Consider the following 18,647-nt stretch of genomic DNA (forward strand, 5'->3'; position numbering starts at 1 on the left):
GCCGCGTCCGGGACAGGCAGCATCTCAAGGATCGGGGAGGCTATCCTCACGAATAGCCCCCTCGGAGGGATTTTCAGTATTTGACCCAGATCGTCTTGAGCGCGGTGTACTTATCGAAGCTGTGCAGCGACAAATCACGCCCATAGCCCGATTGCTTCAGCCCACCGAAAGGCGTCATGGGCGAGAGCGCATCCACCGTATTCACCGAGATCGTCCCCGCTTCAAGTCGCTCGGAAAGCGAGAGTGCCCGACCGAGATCACGGGTCCAGAGCGACGCCGCAAGACCGTAAACGGTGTCATTGGCCAGAGCGACCGCATGGTCTTCATCCTTGAATGTCTGGATGGCCAGGACTGGGCCAAAAATCTCCTCGCGTGCCAGAAGGCAATCGGAGGGTACATTGGCAAACACTGTGGGCTGGACATAGGCTCGTGAGCGCCCGACGCTGATCTGACTACCTCCTGCAACCAGGTGCGCATGCTCTCTGCCCGACTGAATGAACCCGGCGACACGATCGGCATGCTCATTCGAAACCATGGGGCCGAGCAGTGTCGCCGGATCAAGAGGATTTCCCGGCGCGAGCGCCTCTGCCTTGCTTTTAAGGCGGGCGATCATGTCTTCAGCGAGGCTCTCATGAACGAGGAGACGTGAATTGGCGGAGCATATCTGCCCCTGATTGAAAAAAATCCCCCACGCAGCTTTTTCGGCTGCGGCCTCCAGATCGGCATCGGGGAAAACGAGAGAAGGGCTTTTACCCCCCGTCTCGAGCCAGACAGGCTTGAGGTTGCTCTCTCCCGCATAACGCAGAAAACGTTTCCCTGTCTCGGTCGAACCGGTGAAGGCAAGGCAATCGACATCCTGGTGCAGTCCGAGCGCCTGCCCGGCTTCATGGCCCAGACCAGGTACCACATTCAGTACTCCTTCCGGCAAACCCGCCTCGGCAGCAAGCTCGGCAAGACGCAGGGCCGAAAGTGGCGATTGCTCGGCGGGTTTGAGGACAACCGAATTACCTACAGCGAGGGCAGGCGCAATTTTCCAGATGGCAAGATCGAGCGGGAAGTTCCATGGCACCACCACGCCTATCACTCCGAGAGGTACCTTGCGTATCATGGCCAGATCGCGCCCCCCTGTGGGCGCGATCTCATCATAAATCTTGTCGAGCGCTTCAGCATGCCATTGCAGGATATCTGCGGCACCCGGCACGTCGATCGAGAGCGTATCGGCAATGGGTTTGCCCACGTCGAGCGTATCGAGGAGCGCCATTTCTTCGAGATGATCGCGCAGCAGTTGCGCAAGACGCAAAAGGATTGTCTTTCGCCCGGCGGGAGTCATGCCCGACCATACCCTGCTTCTGAACGCCTTGCGTCCGCTGGCCACGGCCAAATCGATATCAGCGGCCTTGCCCCGGGCGATATCAGCCAGCACCTCGCCAGTCGCCGGGTTAATGGTTTCGAATCGCGCATTGTCATGGGCGGGCAGGAAACGCCCGTCGATCCAGCATCCTGTCCTGAAAGACAGCGCCGCTGCGGCCGTCGTGAAATGTTCAACTGTCCGGCTCATGATTTCTTTTTCCTTTTTCTACAGGAGGCTCCGAAATAGACAGATGCGTCGTCCCTCATGGCAGACCAGACAGACCCTGCACCATGAAACGCGCATCTGACGCGCGACGTCCTTGAAACGCCCGAGGTTCGGGAAGCGCGTCCTGACATCAATCCAACTAACCCGGCTGGAATGACCTTTCGTCCCTCAGGCTTTTGCGGCGCTGTCCCGCTATTCGCGCTCGAAAACCGGCTTTCCCGCCATCATCGTCATCAAGACCGGAATGTCCCGGATCGCGTCGGGCGCGCAGATTGCGGGATCACTCGCCAGCACTACGAGATCCGCCCAGTTCCCGATACGCAGCGCCCCCTCATCCTGCTCGCGATGACAGGCAAGCGCGCCGGCTGTCGTGTAGGCGTTGAGCGCCTCATCAAGGCGGATGGCCTGACCGGGCACGAACACCGTTCCATCCTCGCTGCTACGCCGTGTCACGGCTTTCGCCACACCGCGCAGAGGCGAGAGCGAGACAATCGGCCAATCCGTGCCGAACGCAACCAGAGCGCCCAGATCGAGTAGCGAGCGGTTGGGAAAAGCGCGGTCATGCTCCTCGGGCCGAACACGCTGCTCCCATACGCCGCCCATACCCATCCACTCATCCGAGGGCGCCACCATGACCGGCTGCAGACAGGCCACCACACCGAGGGAAGCAAAACGCGCCATATCCGTCTCGAGTGGAATCTCGACATGTTCGACACGGTGCCTGAGCGCGCGGGTCTCATTCGGAGTCTGGGCATAGGCGTCCAGCGCAAGCGTGATGGCGCCGCTGCCTATGGCGTGCGTCCAAATCTGGAATCCTGCCTCTGAAACTGCCTGCACGGCCTGTTTATAGGCGGCCACCGGCCAGACCAGCGTACCCTGCTCATCAGGGCGATCGCGATAGCCCTGCGGCATGGAAGCCGTATGGGATTCGAGCACACCATCCAGGAAGAACTTCACGCCGTCCAGGCTCAAGGCGGGCGAGGCATAAGTCCGGCGCAGCGAGGCGACCTGCGCGAGACGCTCGGCGCAAAAAGCGGGTGGCAGCATCTCGACCATAATGCCGATACGACAGGTCAGCGCATCCTGGCGTTCGAGGTCGTGCAGGATCGGGAACAGCCCTTCATCAAAGGCCGCACTTTCCACACGGGTGATGCCGCATTCGGCAATCTCGGCCAGAACGCGGGTCATGCCGTCGCGCAGCATCGCTTCATCCATGGGCGGCACATGACGGGCCACGAGCCGGCTCGCCTCTTCCTTGAGCCAGCCCGAGGGCGTGCCGTCAGGGCGTCGCATGATTTCGCCCCCTTCGGGATCGGGCGTCGAGGCATCGATCCCGGCATACTCGAGCGCCTTGCTATTGGCCCAGGCCGCATGCGCCATGCCCGAACGCAGGAATACCGGGCGATCGGGCACAATGGCATCGAGCAGGGCCCGATCGAAGCCCTCGGGCGGCAGGTCTGGATAACCGTAGCTCCATTCCAGGCCGATCAGCCAGGGGCGCTCGGGATGCTCGTCCGCAAAGCGCGCAACGCGTGACAGGACCTCGCGCATACTCCGGCAGTCGCGAAGACCGATATTCGACAGATATTCCGCCCCCATGCGCAAATGCAGATGACTATCGATGAATCCGGGCAGGACAACAGCCCCCTCCAGATCGCGGCGCTCGATCCCGTCGGGACATTGCGCGATCATTTCGGCATCAGGCCCCATCGCAGCGATACGGCCATCGCGTATGAGCATGGCCCCGCTCAGACGCGTCTGATCCGGCATGATGAATTGTGCGTTATGAAGCAGCATTATGCGTTTTCTCCGCCCGGCAGTACCTTGGACCGGAAATGCCGCTCACTCAGGACGTAAAGCGGCGGTGTGACGAGCAGGCTGACCACCCAGGAGATGTCGACGCCACCCAGGAGCCGCGCCATGCTGCCCGTATAGAGTGCGGTGGAAAGGAACGGGAACTGGATGACAAGTCCCAGCATGTAGCAGATCAGGGCGGGCAGGTTCCAAAAGCCGTAGATCCCGCCATCGCGTTTGAAAAATGAAGCGACATCGTATTCGCCGTGATGCAGCAGGTAGTAGTCGGTGAGATTGATGGCCGTCCATGGGATCATGACGCACATCAGCAATTCGAGGAACTCGCTGTAAGCGGCCATGAAACCATCCGCCATGAGCGTGGCCATACTGAAGGCGAAAACCAGAAGCACGATTGTCACGGCCAGCCGCATACCCTGACCATGATGGCGATGCGTGCTGAAAGTCTGCGCTACCGTCAGGGTCGAGAGCGCGCCACAATACACGTTCATGGCATTGGCCACCGCAATCCCCAGCGAGAAAGCAAGCAGCACAGGTATGGCGGCCTGACCCAGGACACCCATGAGCGACTGCACCACATGCTGCCCTCCGGCCAGACTGCCGACGACTGCGCCTAAAGCCATAGCCAGCATCGAGCCCGAGATAGAGCCTGAGAAACAGGCAAGGAAAGCGTGGCGCTCGCTAGCTGGCCCTGCGGGGAGATAGCGCGAGGAGTCCGAAACATAAGGCGCATAGGCGATCTGCCAGAGGGCCGCGAGGGACAACGTGCGCAGGAAACCGGTCCAGCCATTCGTGAAAGCCGTCGCGCCGTGCATCTCCCCATGATAGAGCGCGACATAACCCAGACAGACCAGCACCGCGGCTCCGCAGACCACGGTGAGAATGCGTGCCGCAACATGGATGACGCGATAGCCCAGGATCGCAGGCGCGATCGATACGATCTGGATGATGACAATTGCTGGAAAGCGTCCAAGCGTCGGGAAACAGGCTTGTAGTCCTTCTGCGCCGAGCACGAGATTGGATGCGGCAAATCCGACATACATCAGCACGATGATGGCCGTGATCGGCACCGCACCATAGAGCCCGAATTGCCCCCGCGTCTGGATCATCTGCGGCACGCCGAGCCTTGGCCCCTGCGCCGCATGAAGCGCCATGAAGACACCCCCCACCAGGTTACCGATCAGAAGCGCCAGCAGCCCCTCGAGCAGCGAGAGCCCGAACAGGGTTGTCGCCAGTGCCCCCGTCACCACGGTCAGCATCATCAGATTGGGACCGAACCAGACCGTGAACAGGTCTCTGGGCCGGCCGTGACGACTGGCGGCGGGAATCGGATAAATCGTCTCTGCTTCCACTGTGCCGATACGCTCCATCCTGTCGCTCCCTGCCAATTTTGCACATGGTCATTCTGGTGAAACACCGACAAACCACGTCAAACCGCAGAAATCCCGCGCTCCCACGTTGCCGTTTCGGATCATTATGGAATCATATCAATACAGGATCGCGACTAGAAGAGGGCACGCCCGCCTTCTGCTGCATATTTCCTGAAGCCTTGATCCGGAAAAACCTATGCGCCTGACTTGGCCGTCTCTATTTTCATTTCGATGACAGTATATTTATAACTGCATCAGTCCAATCGCTTCTATCTTTCTCCCGAGCCGGAGGCCAACCACATGCTGGCGGCACGTCTGTATGGCGGAAACGATACCTGCATCGTACCAATGCCGGTTCCTTCCTGATCCTCTATGCCGACGTGACTATACGAGGGGAATCCACCTTGCGGACTGACCGCCGGACAGCGCCCTTGAAATCTCAATCGCCCTTAGTGGCGAGAAAAGTGACCCCAACGCAAGTACCCGGGAGTGCCCTCACATGACCCAAGCACCTGCCTTATTTTCGCTACAGGGCAGATCAGCCCTTGTCACGGGTGGCGGACGGGGGCTTGGCCGGGCCATGGCGCTTCACCTGGCCGCCGCCGGCGCCCAGGTTTGGGTCACGGGGCGTCATGCCGCAGCGCTCGAGGAATGCTGTGCGATGGCAGCGGCGCAGGGCAACGTGATGACCCCCCTGGTGATGGATGTCCGGGCCCTTTGCTCGATTGAAGCCGCATTCTCCGCGATTGCAGCTTCCGGTCGCCCTCTTGATATCTTGATCAATAATGCCGGAGACGAGAGACTTTGTGCCAGCGATGCCGTGGATGAAGCGCTCTGGGATCAGTTGCTGGATACCAATCTGAGGGGAGCCTTCTTCGTCGCCCAGCGCGCTTCACGTCTGATGGGATCGGGGGCGAGCATCGTCAATCTCGCCTCACTTGCCGCCGCGACAGGCATCGCGAAGGCCGTGCCCTACAGCGCTTCAAAATCCGGCATTCTGGGCATGACGCGCAGCCTTGCCGTTGAATGGGCGCCCAGGGGAATACGGGTCAATGCCCTGGCGCCGGGCTACTTTCACACAGCCATGACGGCAGCGTTTTTTGAAGATGGCGCATGGCAGGAGAAGATGCGCGCGCGCATTCCGCTTGGTCGCTTCGGTATTGGCGAGGATCTCGCCGGACCTCTCCAGTTCCTGTGCTCTGATGCCTCTGCCTATGTGACCGGTCAGACCCTCTATGTCGATGGCGGTGCGCTGGCCTCCCTCTAATTCCCTCTTTTTATCCGGAAAAGCGCTTCATGACCGACAGAATCAGCTTCCATGATTTTTCAGGGGCAGCCCCCATTCCCGCAGAGCTACTGCGCCGCACGGAGAGCGACCTCACCCCCTATCTCGAACGGGTGGCGCCCATCATCGAACGCGTCCGCCAGGAGGGTGATGACGCCCTGCGTCATTTTGCCCGGCAATTCGACAAGGTGACGCAGCCCGACCTCGCTCTCAAGGTCACTGAAGCCGAGATCGACGCGGCCATGGAGGCGATGGACCCGGAGATTCTGGACTCCATGCGCTATGCCATCGCCAACATACGGCGCTTTCACGAAGCACAGAAACCCGAAGAGAGTTGGATGATCGAGGTGCGACCAGGAATCTGGGCGGGTGATCGCACAATCCCCATCGAGTCGGTCGCCTGTTATGTGCCCCGCGGCAAGGGATGTTTTCCAAGCGTGGTGGCCATGACCGCCATCCCCGGCATGGTCGCGGGCGTACAGCGCCTGGTGATCATCACCCCTCCTGCCCCCGATGGCAGCGTGGATGCCGGCACACTCGCCGCGGCCAGACTGATTGGCGTGACCGACATCTACAAGAGCGGTGGAGCCCAGGCCGTCGCGGCTATCGCCTATGGCACGCAGACCATTCCGGCCTGCGACAAGATCGTAGGACCGGGCAGCCCCTATGTGGTCGCGGCAAAACGCCTTTTGAGCGACCGACTTGACCCCGGCGTTCCTGCAGGGCCGAGCGAGAGCATCATCCTGACCGATGACAGCGTCGACCCTGTTCTTGCCGCTCTGGACCTGATCATCGAGTCCGAACACGGTCCGGATTCTTCCGCATGGCTCGTCACCAGCAGTCGGCGCGTGGCTGAAGGCGTCATGGAGGCCCTTCCCTTGCATTGGGCCGCCATGGAACCGGGAAGGGCCGCTTTTTCGCGCGCGGTGCTCTGCGGGGCGCATGGTGGCGTACTCCTCACCGACACGATGGAGGCCGCCATCGCTTTCACCAACGCCTATGCGCCCGAGCATCTGGAAATTCTCACTGCCGATCCGATGGCCGATCTGGGGCGCATCCGGCATGCTGGCGAGGTTCTGCTGGGCAGCTCAACGCCCGTCACGCTCGGCAATTACGTGCTGGGCCCCAATGCGGTGCTTCCCACCAACCGGGCGGCCAGAACCCACTCCCCGCTCTCCGTGCATGATTTCACCAAGCGCATGTCCTTCGCGCGTGTCGCGCAGAACGCCTACCCTGAGGCGGCACGCCATGCGGAAAGACTGGCACAGTATGAGCAATTTCCGGGTCATGCCCGTGCCGTCTCCACGGCGCGCCCACAGCCGACACCCGGATCGGATCACATGCCTCTTCCTGGCGCCAATATGCCGACGTCATGAGCCACGCCCTGCCCACCCCCCTGAACCTTCCCCCTGCCGGAAAGAACGAGACCCGACCGATGGACGACACCCTTCCCCTTTCCATCGAGAACGAGACGATCTTTCCCGTTCCCGAGGCACGTCGCCACGGCAATGCCTGGTCGCTTTTCAAAGTCTGGGTAGGGGCCAACCAGAATGTCATGGCGGTCATGACAGGGCTGCTCTATCCCGGCATCTGCCATCTTTCCCTCGGCTGGTCTCTCCTCGCCATTCTGACGGGAAATATTGTCGGAGGCGTGTTCATGGCGCTTCACGCCGCCCAGGGGCCTCATCTCGGCATTCCGCAAATGCAGCAGACCCGCGGGCAGTTTGGATCGACCGGGAGCCTGCTGATCATTGCGGTGATCATCATCATGTATGTCGGCTTCACCACCACGTTCTTCGCCATCGGGCGGGAAGAGGCGCGCAGCCTGTTTGGCAGCGGGTTCGGGCAGCTTCCCATCTGGGGCACCGTGCTCGTCACGGCCCTTCTCTGCATGATCGGTCATGATCTGATCGAGCGATTCATAGCAGGTTTCATCCCTGTGGCCTCGCTGGCCTTTCTTCTGGTCGGACTGGCCTATCTGGATCTGGCGCAGGGGCATCTGGCCCAGGCCATCTGGGCGACGCCGGCTCTGCATGATTTCCTCAAGGCGCTCTCACTTGGTGTGCTGTGGCAGATCGCCTATGCCCCTTATGTTTCCGATTACACACGCTATCTTCCATCCAGCACAGGCGAGAGAACGGCCTTCGTCGTGTGTCTTGCAGGCAGCGTTCTGGGAACGGCCTACCCGATGGTCATCGGAGCGTTCATCGGCAGCACCGGGTTCAACGGATCCATGTACGATGCGGTACGCCCCTGGGGCACAATCCTGCCCGCAGTGCTGTTTCTGGTTGTCATGATCTCCACACTCGTAAGCTGCACGATGCAGATCTATTGCGCAGCCCTGTCCTCACTCACCTTCCTGCAGACATTTCGCCAGAACTGGCACCCAACCGGTCGTGCGCGCGGCATGGCCGCACTGATCCTGCTTCTGATCTGCGCGCTGATTACCGAGATGCTGAGTGGTGATGTGCTGACCATTCTCGACAATGTCATCGCGCTCCTCTTGGCCGTACTCTCGCCGTGGACCGCGATCAATCTGGTCGATTATTATCTGATCCGTCACGGACATTACGATATGGAATCGCTCTTTCGTCGCGATGGCGGTATCTACGGCACAGCCAACCGACCGGCGCTTTCGTGCTATGCGCTGGGCGTGCTCGTCCAGATCCCATTCCTGTCCAACGGGCTCTATACTGGTCGCATCGCTCATATGCTGGACGGGATCGATCTTTCTTGGATACTGGGCATTTTTGTACCGGGCGCTTTCTACTGGGCATGGTCTCGGACGCGGCCATGCAAGCGATGAAAAGACTCTCCTGCCGTATATGACGTTCTGATACTGCATCAGAGCAGCAGCCAATCAGGCACGACGCCCATGCCAACCTCTTCTTAGGTTTTTCCGAAGCTCTTCCCCATACTTCCGTTCTTTCATTCGTTGCGTCGCCTTGCAATCATTACTTTATCGCACCGAATAACATTGCAGATCGCAAGTCAGGGGAGAGATATCCATGCCTGTCCATACCCGCATACGGCCCTTCAATACGAAAGATACCTATCCGGAACAGAATCTCGACAACGACCTCTGTCAGGCAGTCGTGGCAGGGAAGACTGTATACCTGCGCGGCCAGGTGCCACAGGATCTCGACACCCGGGAAAATATCGCGATCGGCGATCCGGCCGGGCAGGCCGAAAAGGTCATGGAGAACATCACACTCCTTCTCGAAGAGGCCGGATCAGCCCTTTCGCATATCTGCAAGGTCACGGTCTATCTCACTGATATTCGCCACCGCGAGACGTGTTACCGCGTCCTGGGAAAGCATCTCAAAGGCGTGTTCCCAGTATTCACGGGGCTGGTGGTGGTTGCCCTTGCGCGACCGGAATGGCTGATCGAGGTCGATGTGATCGCGGTACTGCCAGACTGAGGGGCGGAACACCCCCTCAGCCTTCCCACTCCCCCTCGCCCCTCGCCTCACAGGCCGGGGGAACCACCCGCTCAGAGATACCGCCATGCAGACGAAACCCACGCGCTCTTGCCTGCTCCTGTCATCAACCTTCCTCCTGCTCGGGGGATATGCGCAGGCTGCAGCGGTCACCTCTGGCAAGCATTCCAACCCCCACGTGACCCGCAATCACCGCACGCCCTCTTCTGTTGGGGCGCCAACAGCCACGACGCCGGGTCAGCCCTCGACATCGCAGCAGGCTAAGAAAGCCTCTTCCCGCACGGCAAGCGGTCCAGGCGAGACCATCAGCATTTCGGCTAATCGTCATCGCCCGGGCGGGGGGCTGATCCGCCCGGAAACAGCGGCACGCTCCATCAGCACTGTCGAGCACGAATATATCGCCAAGCAGTCCCCTGCCTCAAATACTCTGGCTCTGGTCAATCTGTCGCCCGGCGCCAATGTCGCCATGGGTGACCCCTTTGGCGTGACCGACCAGTCCGCTGTGAGCGTGCGCGGTCTGAACCAGCAGGAAATCGGCTTTCTGTTTGAGGGGGTTCCCATGAACGACCCCGATAACTACACGCCCAATTCCTCCGAATGGGTGGATACCGAGAACATGGAAGCGGTTCAGCTTCAGCAGGGCGCTCCCGATATCGAAATGCCCACTGTATACTCCGCCGGTGGAACCATGAATGTGCGCATGCGCGACCCGCAATACACACGATCGGGCCAGGTCGATGTGAGCTATGGCTCGCACCAGATGAACCGCCAGTATATACGGTACGATAGTGGCGAGATTGCCCATACCGGGCTGCGTGCCTTTGCATCGTTCTCGAACCTGACGAGTCAGGCCTGGCGCGGCCCCGGCCGCAATAATCGTCGGCACGTCGATTTCAAGGCCATCAAGGACTGGGCGCCAAACAGCAACACGGCACTCTCCTTCACCTATAACAATGAGAATACGGCCTGGTACAGCACGCCAACCCTGTCCGACTGGCAGGCGAAAGGGCTCGGGGGCGGCATCAACCTGGATGGTATCTACAAGTTCGGGGATGCCAATTATTACAAGGGATATGGAACCAACTGGACCAACTACTTCCTGAGCAGTCAGTCGCATTTTGCCCTGACCGATCGTCTTTCCCTCAACGTCACGCCCTATTTCTATCGCGGCTTCGGCAATTATCCTCTCGGGGTGTATACCCTCCCTACGAGCGGCACATTCTATAACGGCACGCAGCCTGTCGATGGCGCGATCGCTGGCTCGCCTTATGCCCAGGATGGCTCGATGGCGGCGCGCTGGAATTTCGACGAGCATGAGAGCCTGACCGGGCTCAATGCCGCGCTCCATTACGACACGCGGCACAACCATCTCGTCTTCGGTGCCTGGTATGGCTACACCGACATGAACGTGAACGAGCCCTTTTCGGCCATCGATTCGGCCGGCAATATCTCAAAATCCTATCTGCATCTTGATGACGGCACACAGTTGAGTGGCTGGCGCTATCACACGATCACACAGATGGTCAGCCTCTATGTCGGCGATGAATTGCGGCTGCTGAATGACCGGCTGCTGATCAATCTGGCATTCAAGGAAGTCATGGCCGCGCGTAACGGGACGCTGCAACAGCCAGGCCCCCAATACGCCACCAGCTACAATACCGCCCAGCCTCTGCCGCGTATGTCGATCAGCTACAAGATCAACGATCACGTGCAGGTTTTCGCGAACGCGACGACAAGCTTTCGAATCCCGATCGGCTCGGCCTTCTACAACCAGTACAACAGCCCTTACGATCCGAGCCTTTATCAGACCGCCAGCACCAATCTACGCGATGAATACAGCATCGCCGAGGAACTTGGTGCGCGGTACCATGATCGCTGGGTGACCGGTTCTGTCACGCTGTTCAACAACAACATGACTCACCATGCCATCAATCAGTATGTGGATGCCGTACCCTACTTCCTTGATGCAGGCGGGCTGACCACACGTGGCGTCGATGCGGAAATCGGCCTGGCCCCCTGGCATCATCTCTCGCCCTATCTGTCGGGCGAATATCTCTACGCTACCACCGACAATAATATCACCATGGGTACGACGACCTATGCCACCCGTGGCAAGGTCGCTCCGTCCGCACCGCGCTGGATGGGCGCGATCGGCGTGCAATATGACGATGGCACGTTCTTCGGGAGCGTCTCAATGAAGTATCTCGACAAGGAATACGGGACATTCATGAATGATGAACGCATTCCTGGACACAAGCAGGTCGACATGATGCTGGGCGCACGCGCCCATGATATCGGCTTTCTCAAAAAGCCGAGCCTGCGCCTGAATATCGTCAATCTGGGCGATAATCATTACCTCTCGGGCGTCTATAGCACAGGAATGGTCGCGGGCACCTCGACCTATTACGTCGCGCCGTCCTTCGCCTGTCTCGCCACCTTCTCAACCGGGTTCTGAACCGCACGGCCCCCGCCACACGCAAGAAGGAGGATGCCATGTCCGATGATCTCGCCCAGACCTTCGATTACCTCGTCATTGGCGCTGGCTCAGCGGGGTGCGTTCTGGCTAATCGACTCAGCGCCGACGGGCGCTTTCGGGTCGGACTGATTGAGGCCGGCGGGAGCGACCGCACGCCGCGCATCAGCATCCCGGCCGGCACCCTCACGCTCTATCGCAGCCGAAAGTTCGCCTACCAATTCTACTCTACCCCGCAGCATCACCTTATGGATCGCCGCATTCACGTACCGCGCGGCAAGGCTTTGGGCGGCTCTACCACGCTCAACAGCATGATCTATATTCGCGGCGATCGCTCTGATTACGACCATTGGGCATCTCTCGGCTGTACAGGGTGGGAATGGCCCCGGGTGCTCGATGCATTCATGTCGCTCGAACGCAGCCATCGAATGGCCGATGCGCCGGGAGCAGAATTCCACGGTCGTGACGGGGCGCTGGATGTCGTCGCGCCCCGCGACGTCAATCCCCTCTCGCATGATTTCGTTGCAGCGGGCGTTGCGGCTGGGCTGACGCGTAATCCTGACTTCAACGGGGCTCAACTCGAGGGCGTAGGCATTTATGACGTCACGCAGCGCGACGGCCTGCGCCTGAGCGCCTATCGTGCCTTCATCCATCCGGTACGAAAGCGTCCGGGATTATGCATTCTGTCCGGGGCCAGGACACGTCGCCTCCTGATCGAGAACCGCCGCGTATGCGGAATTTCGATCGAACATGAGGGCATAGTGAAGACACTCCATGCCCGTCGCGAGGTCATTCTCTGTGCCGGCGCCATCGGATCTCCCCAGATCCTGATGGCATCGGGCATCGGATCAGGCGCCAATCTGATCGCCGCCGGCATTTCTCCCATTCATGTCTTGCCGGGCGTCGGTCAGAACCTGCAGGACCATCTGGATGGTCTGGTGACCCTGCGTTCCACCGACCCGCGTACATTGGGTTTCTCAGCGCGTACTTTGCCCAGAGTACTGAGCGCACCCTGGCAGTTCGCGCTGGGGCGCAAGGGCTGGCTGACCACGAATTATGTAGAGGCCGGGGGCTTTGCCCGGACAAAACTGGCCGAGGGCTCGGTGCCGGACATCCAGTTTCATTTCGTGCCAGGATATCGCAGCCCCCGTGGCAGGCTCTTCGAATGGGGGCATGGATTTGCAATCCATACCTGCGTGCTACGTCCCAGAAGCCGTGGGACAGTCCGGCTGGCGACCGACGGCACGCTGAACCCTCAGATCGATTTCAATTTCGCATCGGATCCTCATGATCTCGAGACGCTCTGCGAAGGGATCAGGATAGCCCGCCACATTCTCTCCCAGTCGCCTTTCGCCAATACACGAGGTGTCGAAATCGCCCCGGGTGCATCGGTTACAACGAAAGCCGAGATCATGGCCTATCTGAGGGCGAGCGCAGCAACGGTCTTTCATCCGGCAGGAACCTGCCGCATGGGGGTCGATGAGCAATCGGTCGTGAGGCCGGATCTGAAACTGCGCGGGATAGACGGGCTGCGTATCGCCGATGCGTCGATCATGCCGACCCTGGTCAGCGGCAATACCAGCGCGCCCAGCATGATGATCGGCGAAATGGCCGCGAGGATGATACTTGCGCAAGGCGACTGAAACGCCAGCCCTGTGTTCCGGCGTTTCAGTGGAGCAGCTCAGGAATCGCCGGGCACGCCGTAAGAAGGGGCTGTCGTAGGGTCCAGCCCCCGCGTGACGTAATCACGCATCTGTGGTTGCCAGAGCAACCACAGCCCGCGCAGGGCAGCAAGAGGCGTCTCGCTCCAGTCCACCCGCAGATCGGTCAAAGGCCAGCTCTGCGCCTCGACGATGAGTAAACCTGCGGAGTGAACAGGCCCCTCTTCACCTCCAGCGGCGAGCCCGGCCTCCATCGCGAGCAGCAAACGCTCTCCGAGTTCGAACTCAGGGGAAGACGCGCTGAATGACGTGACCATGGCCTGAGGAATCTGCTCATCTGCCAGCATGTTTCCGGCCGCTGCAACATCCTCTGCCGAGGCCTGACCGTAACGCCCCAGAATGCGCTCTCCCGCCCAATAGGCCGAACGCCCCGACGCATCGAGAATCATCACTTGCCGGAAGGCGCTGAAAGCTGCGGTACGCATCATGATGTCACGACATTCGCGCGCAGAAGCCCCTGATTCGAGTAGAGCAAGCGCTTTGGGACCCAGCCTAGGATCGGTCACGTTCTGCGTTGCCACAACCCCGACACCGGCGCGGGCAAAAGCACAGCGGCTGGCGACGGCGGGTGATGACGAGGCTACCGCCATGCCGAATTGCCCGGTTCTGGCGCAGCGCGCGATGATGGAAAACGTCATGGGTCACCCTCCTGCCTGCCGGGGAATTCCGGCATCGCTGTTATCTGAGGCGCGCGACGATCGCATCGACAAAACGCGCCCCCTCTTCGAGCTCGGCCTCTGTGATGTACTCATCAGCCTTATGCGCGCGATCGATCGAGCCTGGGCCGCACACCACGCAATCCAGAGACAGGATTTCTCGAAACAACCCTGCCTCGGTCCCGAAATCGATCGTGGTGGTATGATTGCGTCCGGCCTCACGCAGGACGGTGGCGCAGAGTACACCGCCCGGCTCCATATCCAGACCCGGATAGGCGTTCGTGACCTCAATCTCGACCCTGCCACCGCCCAGATCTGCCACGGCCCGCGCACCCGCATCCCGCAGCCAGTCCAGATAGGGGCCGGGTTCATAGCCCGGCAGCAGACGCATCTCGGCAGAGAGAACACAATGATCGGGCACAATATTGAGCGCTGTTCCGCCCGTTACCAGACCGATCTGTACCGTTGAGAATGGCATGGCAAAGCGGCCGTCCGGGCGCTCGCTTGTCTTTATCTTTTCCTGAAGCTCGGAAACCGCCCGAATCATGGAGCCTGCCAATGTGATGGCATTCAGCCCCTGTCCCGGATTGGCAGAATGGGCGGCCACGCCATGACAGGCGATCGTGAACGCTGTCTTGCCCTTGTGAGCGAGCGCAACCTGCATTTGCGTCGGCTCCCCCACAATACATCCCTGTATGGCACGGTCCGGCCCCTCGCTCAGAGCTTGCAGCAGGGAGCGTACACCCAGACAGCCCAGCTCCTCATCATGGGAAATCGCGAGGTATAAAGGTCTGGAAAGCGGTATGGGATGCGTGACCACGCGTTGCACGGCATCGAGCATACAGGCCAGAAAACCCTTCATGTCGCTGCTTCCCCGGCCATAGAGCCGGTCACCCCGGCGCGTCAAAATGAACGGGTCGCTCGACCAGTCCTGACCCGCCACGGGCACGACATCGGCATGGGCCGAGAGTATGATCCCCCCCGGCGCCTCAGGGCCGATGATCGCAAACAAACTGAACCGATCCGGCACTTCGCCCGGAATACGCTGTACGCGCGCACCCGCAGCGAGGAGCCGCGCCTCTATCCAGTCGATGATCGCCCCGTTCGGGGTGCCGCACAGACTGGGAAACCCGACGAGGGTCGAGAGGAGTTCAACGAGGTCAGACATGCATCACATCGTCCTGCGCCTTGCCCTGTGCGGAATGGTCGGGGGCGATATGCGCGGCCAGGCGGGCCGCGTCATGCCAGACCCCCCAGATGAAAGGCGAGGCACGGCGGGTAAGCCAGGATAGTCCAAGGAAATAGAGCCCCGGTTCAACCGAGACGCCCCCCTCATGGCGCGGCGCACCGCGCGCATCCAGAACGTCCAGATCGAGCCAGCTATAGTCATAGCCATAGCCGGTCGCCCAGATGATGCTGGTTACCCCGGACTCTGCCAGATCGAGTTCGGTCAGGGGCGTCGTTACGCACTCCGGCAGATCGCCAATCCGATGTGCCTGTGGCTCTTCGGGCAGATCGAGACCCTGGGCAGTGACATAGGCATCGGCGGCATCGAGCATGGCAAGGTAATTCGCATCGCCTGCCTCTATGTTTTTCTGCAGATCCGTGGCGAAGGAGAGGACGCCCTCATGACAGGAGAGTGTGCGCCCCACCAGTGTGATACCGCTTGCGGCGAGATTACGGAAATCGACCGTATGACCACCTTGCGCGCCACTGACGGCAATCGTCACATGTTCCGTCCCCGGCCCTGGGGTTTTCATGTCCCACATACCGAGAACGCCCAGCCACCAGACAAAATCCTTGCCACGATAGCGCCGTGCTGGCCGGTCATGCGGCCCGACAGAGAGCCACACCGCACGCCCTGCACGCTTCAGTTCCTCGGCAATCTGTACGCCGGATGCCCCTGCGCCAATCACCAGCACACCGCCTTGAGGCAACTGGGCTGGATTTTTATACCCCTGTGAATGGGTCTGAAACAGATTCGGGCTCTGCGGGATGAGGGTAGGAACAAGAGGCTTCTGGAAAGGGCCGGTTGCCACAACCACGTTGCGCGCCTGAATGGTCCCCGCAGCCGTCTGAGCCTCGAACCCGTGCCCCGATGATGCGCGGGATAATTTGCGCACCTCAACCCCACAGCGAACGGGCATATCGATCTGGCGCGCATAGGCTTCGAAATAGGCGGCGATCTCTTCCTTGGGCACGAAGCCGTCAGGCGCGATACCGTCAAAACGCCTGTTGGGAAAACGATCATGCCAGGCCGGGCCGTTGGCCACGAGGGAATCCCAGCGCTCGCTTCGCCATCTTTCGGCAATGCGCCCCCGCTCGACAACGAGATGCGGCACATTGCGCACGCGAAGATGCTCGCTCATCGCCACGCCGGCCTGACCACCGCCAATGACGAGAGTATCGACGATTTCAACTGTCATGTCAGAGATTTCCCGTTGAAAAGATCTGTTCTTCCATTTTCCAGAAGATCTTTCCGTTCTTGTATTGAAATGATCTGACAGCCGAAACAATCGAATTGATTAGCCTTGATTAGCCTTTTCCTAAGAGTTCGTTGAGACCGATCTTGCCGCGCCTGCAGGGCTCGTCTGCCCGGCGCCTGTCTGCACGATATGGCCCACGTCGCCTCGCGAATTCCCTAGCCCTCATCGAGCGGGCACATGCCGGGTATCGTCTGATCCGAAATCGAGGCGCGGCAATGCAGAATGAAATGTTCCAGAAGGCGCGACTGGCGTTCTCCCTGACGCATGGCCATACCGATGACCATCGGGCGATGGTCACCCCTCAGCCGCAACCTGACAAGACGCTTGCCATCCAGCGCACGATCGGAGCGGGGACGCACGTTAGCCAGTGTGTAGCCATAACCGTTCGCGACCATGGTACGCACAATTTCCTGCTCGGCCGCACGCGCATAAACGTTCGGGCGCAGGCCTTCACGCTCGTACAACTCATTGAAGTAGTGACGGCTCAGGGGCAGGTCGAGCAGAATGAGTGGGTCTGCTGCCAGTTCCTCGAGAGTGACCTCTTCCATCTCGGCCAGACGATGCGATCTGGCCACCAGTGCGTGAGGTGGCAGACTGGCCAATGGCTCAAATGCGATACCGGGCGGCAACGGGAGATCGTAGCTTATAACGAGATCGATTTCCGCCTTGCTCAGTTTTTCGCCAAGCGATTCATGATTGGCAGCAACCTGCCTTATCTCCGACGCAGGAAAATTCTGCCTGAAATTATACGCGAGCTCTGGCATGATCATGGGAGCAAGGGTGATCATCGCCCCGACCCCTAGTAACCCCCTGACCTGACCTGTAGTTTCTGCCGCAAGAGCGTGAAGATTTTCTGCCATGGAGATCACTCTTTTGGCTTCTGCCAACAGAGTCTGTCCGGCACCTGTCAATGACAGTCCCTGAGCATGATGCCGGACGAAAAGCTGGACTCCGAATTCAATCTCCAGATGAGAAATCGCAGTGGAAATCGAAGGCTGTGAAATAGAGAGTTTGTCAGATGCGCTTCTTATCGATCCGGCTTCGCCTGCTGCGACGAAATATTCCAACTGTCGTAATGTATATCGCATCGCATTTCTCCAGAGAGTATTTTTTCACAGATGCCGGCACATGATTTTATCCCGCTCTGAAGCACATAGCCAACGATGATCATTGATAATGCGATTGGTAACGTTATTTTAACTCCAGTATTTTCCAGGATTGGGGGGGGGCAGCTGGGACATCGTTCTGTGCGGCAAACAGAGCACGACAGCTCCATCGAACGCAGAGGGTGCATAGGCCCCTCTTCTGAAACAAGGATGAGACGAACTCGACTGCAATTTGAGACGAATCTTGCTCATCTTTCCTGAACAACGCGACGAGTCCGTCAGGTTTGATGAACGAATATCAAACCCTGCGTCAGGTGCCAGGGTGCAACGCCCTCTCTCGGCGCGTATCTATCGCCGCGGCTTTTTGTCGGGGAGAGCAGCAATCGAGCGCTCCACCCAAAGCCGGAGCTCTGCAGGGCAGGTGTGTAAAGCCTCGGGAATGACGACATAGGTCTTGCTGGGTGCGGCTTGCGGCTCATAGCGCAGGGCCTGCGCGCCCGGCAGCGCCAGCAGTGCCTCCCGGTCCTTCCCGTTCATCTTGAGTGCCAGACCGATATTGGACAGCGAGGCAAAAACCCTGCCGCCCGCATAGCCCATGATCCCGCCGAACATCGGCCGGAACGACAGATCAAGTGCTGTCAGTTCAGGGATCATCAGTATTTTTTGCAGATCCGCAGGATCGTAATCCGCCATGTTGCCTCCTCCCGGAAATGTCGTCTTTC

At 59.8% G+C, this 18,647-nt stretch carries 14 protein-coding genes; 6 read left to right on the forward strand and 8 right to left on the reverse strand.

Features of this window, described 5'->3' with window-relative positions:
• Nucleotides 1-73 precede the first annotated feature (73 nt).
• From AA0535_RS04470 to AA0535_RS04480, 3 genes are all read right to left on the reverse strand, one after another.
• Complete coding sequence (locus AA0535_RS04470) at nt 74-1,558, reverse strand: aldehyde dehydrogenase (protein WP_264814680.1); 1,485 nt, start codon at nt 1,556-1,558, stop codon at nt 74-76.
• A gap of 210 nt (nt 1,559-1,768) precedes the next feature.
• Nucleotides 1,769-3,373 carry an amidohydrolase gene (locus AA0535_RS04475; RefSeq protein ID WP_264814681.1) on the reverse strand — a complete coding sequence of 535 codons (1,605 nt, stop codon included), beginning with the start codon at nt 3,371-3,373 and terminating at the stop codon, nt 1,769-1,771.
• The gene (locus AA0535_RS04480) at nt 3,373-4,758 is read right to left on the reverse strand and encodes a purine-cytosine permease family protein (RefSeq protein ID WP_264814682.1); all 1,386 of its coding nucleotides are present in this window, start codon (nt 4,756-4,758) and stop codon (nt 3,373-3,375) included. Before AA0535_RS04480 ends, AA0535_RS04475 begins: the two co-directional genes overlap by 1 nt.
• Before the next feature lie 499 nt (nt 4,759-5,257).
• On the opposite strand from AA0535_RS04480, the gene AA0535_RS04485 reads away from it, so the two are divergent.
• From AA0535_RS04485 to AA0535_RS04510, 6 genes are all read left to right on the forward strand, one after another.
• Entirely contained in the window at nt 5,258-6,025 is a 768-nt protein-coding gene (locus AA0535_RS04485; protein ID WP_264814683.1) for an SDR family NAD(P)-dependent oxidoreductase, read from the forward strand.
• A 29-nt stretch (nt 6,026-6,054) separates the two neighbouring features.
• Nucleotides 6,055-7,419 (forward strand): histidinol dehydrogenase, encoded by a 1,365-nt coding sequence (gene hisD / locus AA0535_RS04490; RefSeq protein ID WP_264814684.1) that lies wholly within the window; start codon nt 6,055-6,057, stop codon nt 7,417-7,419.
• Nucleotides 7,416-8,849, forward strand: coding sequence for a purine-cytosine permease family protein (locus AA0535_RS04495; protein ID WP_264814685.1), 1,434 nt, complete (start codon nt 7,416-7,418; stop codon nt 8,847-8,849). Before hisD ends, AA0535_RS04495 begins: the two co-directional genes overlap by 4 nt.
• Before the next feature lie 202 nt (nt 8,850-9,051).
• Entirely contained in the window at nt 9,052-9,465 is a 414-nt protein-coding gene (locus tag AA0535_RS04500) for a RidA family protein (protein WP_264814686.1), read from the forward strand.
• A gap of 85 nt (nt 9,466-9,550) precedes the next feature.
• Nucleotides 9,551-11,938, forward strand: a complete 2,388-nt coding sequence (locus tag AA0535_RS04505; protein WP_264814687.1) for a TonB-dependent receptor — start codon at nt 9,551-9,553, stop codon at nt 11,936-11,938.
• Between the two features lie 38 nt (nt 11,939-11,976).
• A complete protein-coding gene (locus AA0535_RS04510) occupies nt 11,977-13,599 on the forward strand; it encodes a GMC family oxidoreductase (RefSeq protein WP_264814688.1) in 1,623 nt (540 codons plus the stop codon).
• Between the two features lie 38 nt (nt 13,600-13,637).
• Here the strand turns inward: AA0535_RS04510 and AA0535_RS04515 are convergent, their stop codons facing one another.
• The 5 genes from AA0535_RS04515 to AA0535_RS04535 all read right to left on the reverse strand — a co-directional run bounded on the left by AA0535_RS04515 (nt 13,638) and on the right by AA0535_RS04535 (nt 18,618).
• Complete coding sequence (locus tag AA0535_RS04515; protein ID WP_264814689.1) at nt 13,638-14,315, reverse strand: DUF1028 domain-containing protein; 678 nt, start codon at nt 14,313-14,315, stop codon at nt 13,638-13,640.
• A 40-nt stretch (nt 14,316-14,355) separates the two neighbouring features.
• Nucleotides 14,356-15,501, reverse strand: a complete 1,146-nt coding sequence (gene argE, locus AA0535_RS04520) for an acetylornithine deacetylase (protein WP_264814690.1) — start codon at nt 15,499-15,501, stop codon at nt 14,356-14,358.
• The gene (locus AA0535_RS04525) at nt 15,494-16,759 is read right to left on the reverse strand and encodes a flavin-containing monooxygenase (protein ID WP_264814691.1); all 1,266 of its coding nucleotides are present in this window, start codon (nt 16,757-16,759) and stop codon (nt 15,494-15,496) included. Before AA0535_RS04525 ends, argE begins: the two co-directional genes overlap by 8 nt.
• A 215-nt stretch (nt 16,760-16,974) precedes the next feature.
• Nucleotides 16,975-17,907: a LysR family transcriptional regulator gene (locus AA0535_RS04530; RefSeq protein WP_264814692.1), complete on the reverse strand. Its 933-nt coding sequence runs from the start codon at nt 17,905-17,907 to the stop codon at nt 16,975-16,977.
• Nucleotides 17,908-18,273: 366 nt separating this feature from the next.
• Nucleotides 18,274-18,618, reverse strand: a complete 345-nt coding sequence (locus AA0535_RS04535) for a TfoX/Sxy family protein (RefSeq protein ID WP_264814693.1) — start codon at nt 18,616-18,618, stop codon at nt 18,274-18,276.
• Between the last annotated feature and the right edge of the window lie 29 nt (nt 18,619-18,647).

The sequence above is a fragment of the Asaia krungthepensis NRIC 0535 genome (assembly GCF_025995175.1).
Classification (GTDB): Bacteria; Pseudomonadota; Alphaproteobacteria; order Acetobacterales; family Acetobacteraceae; genus Asaia; species Asaia krungthepensis.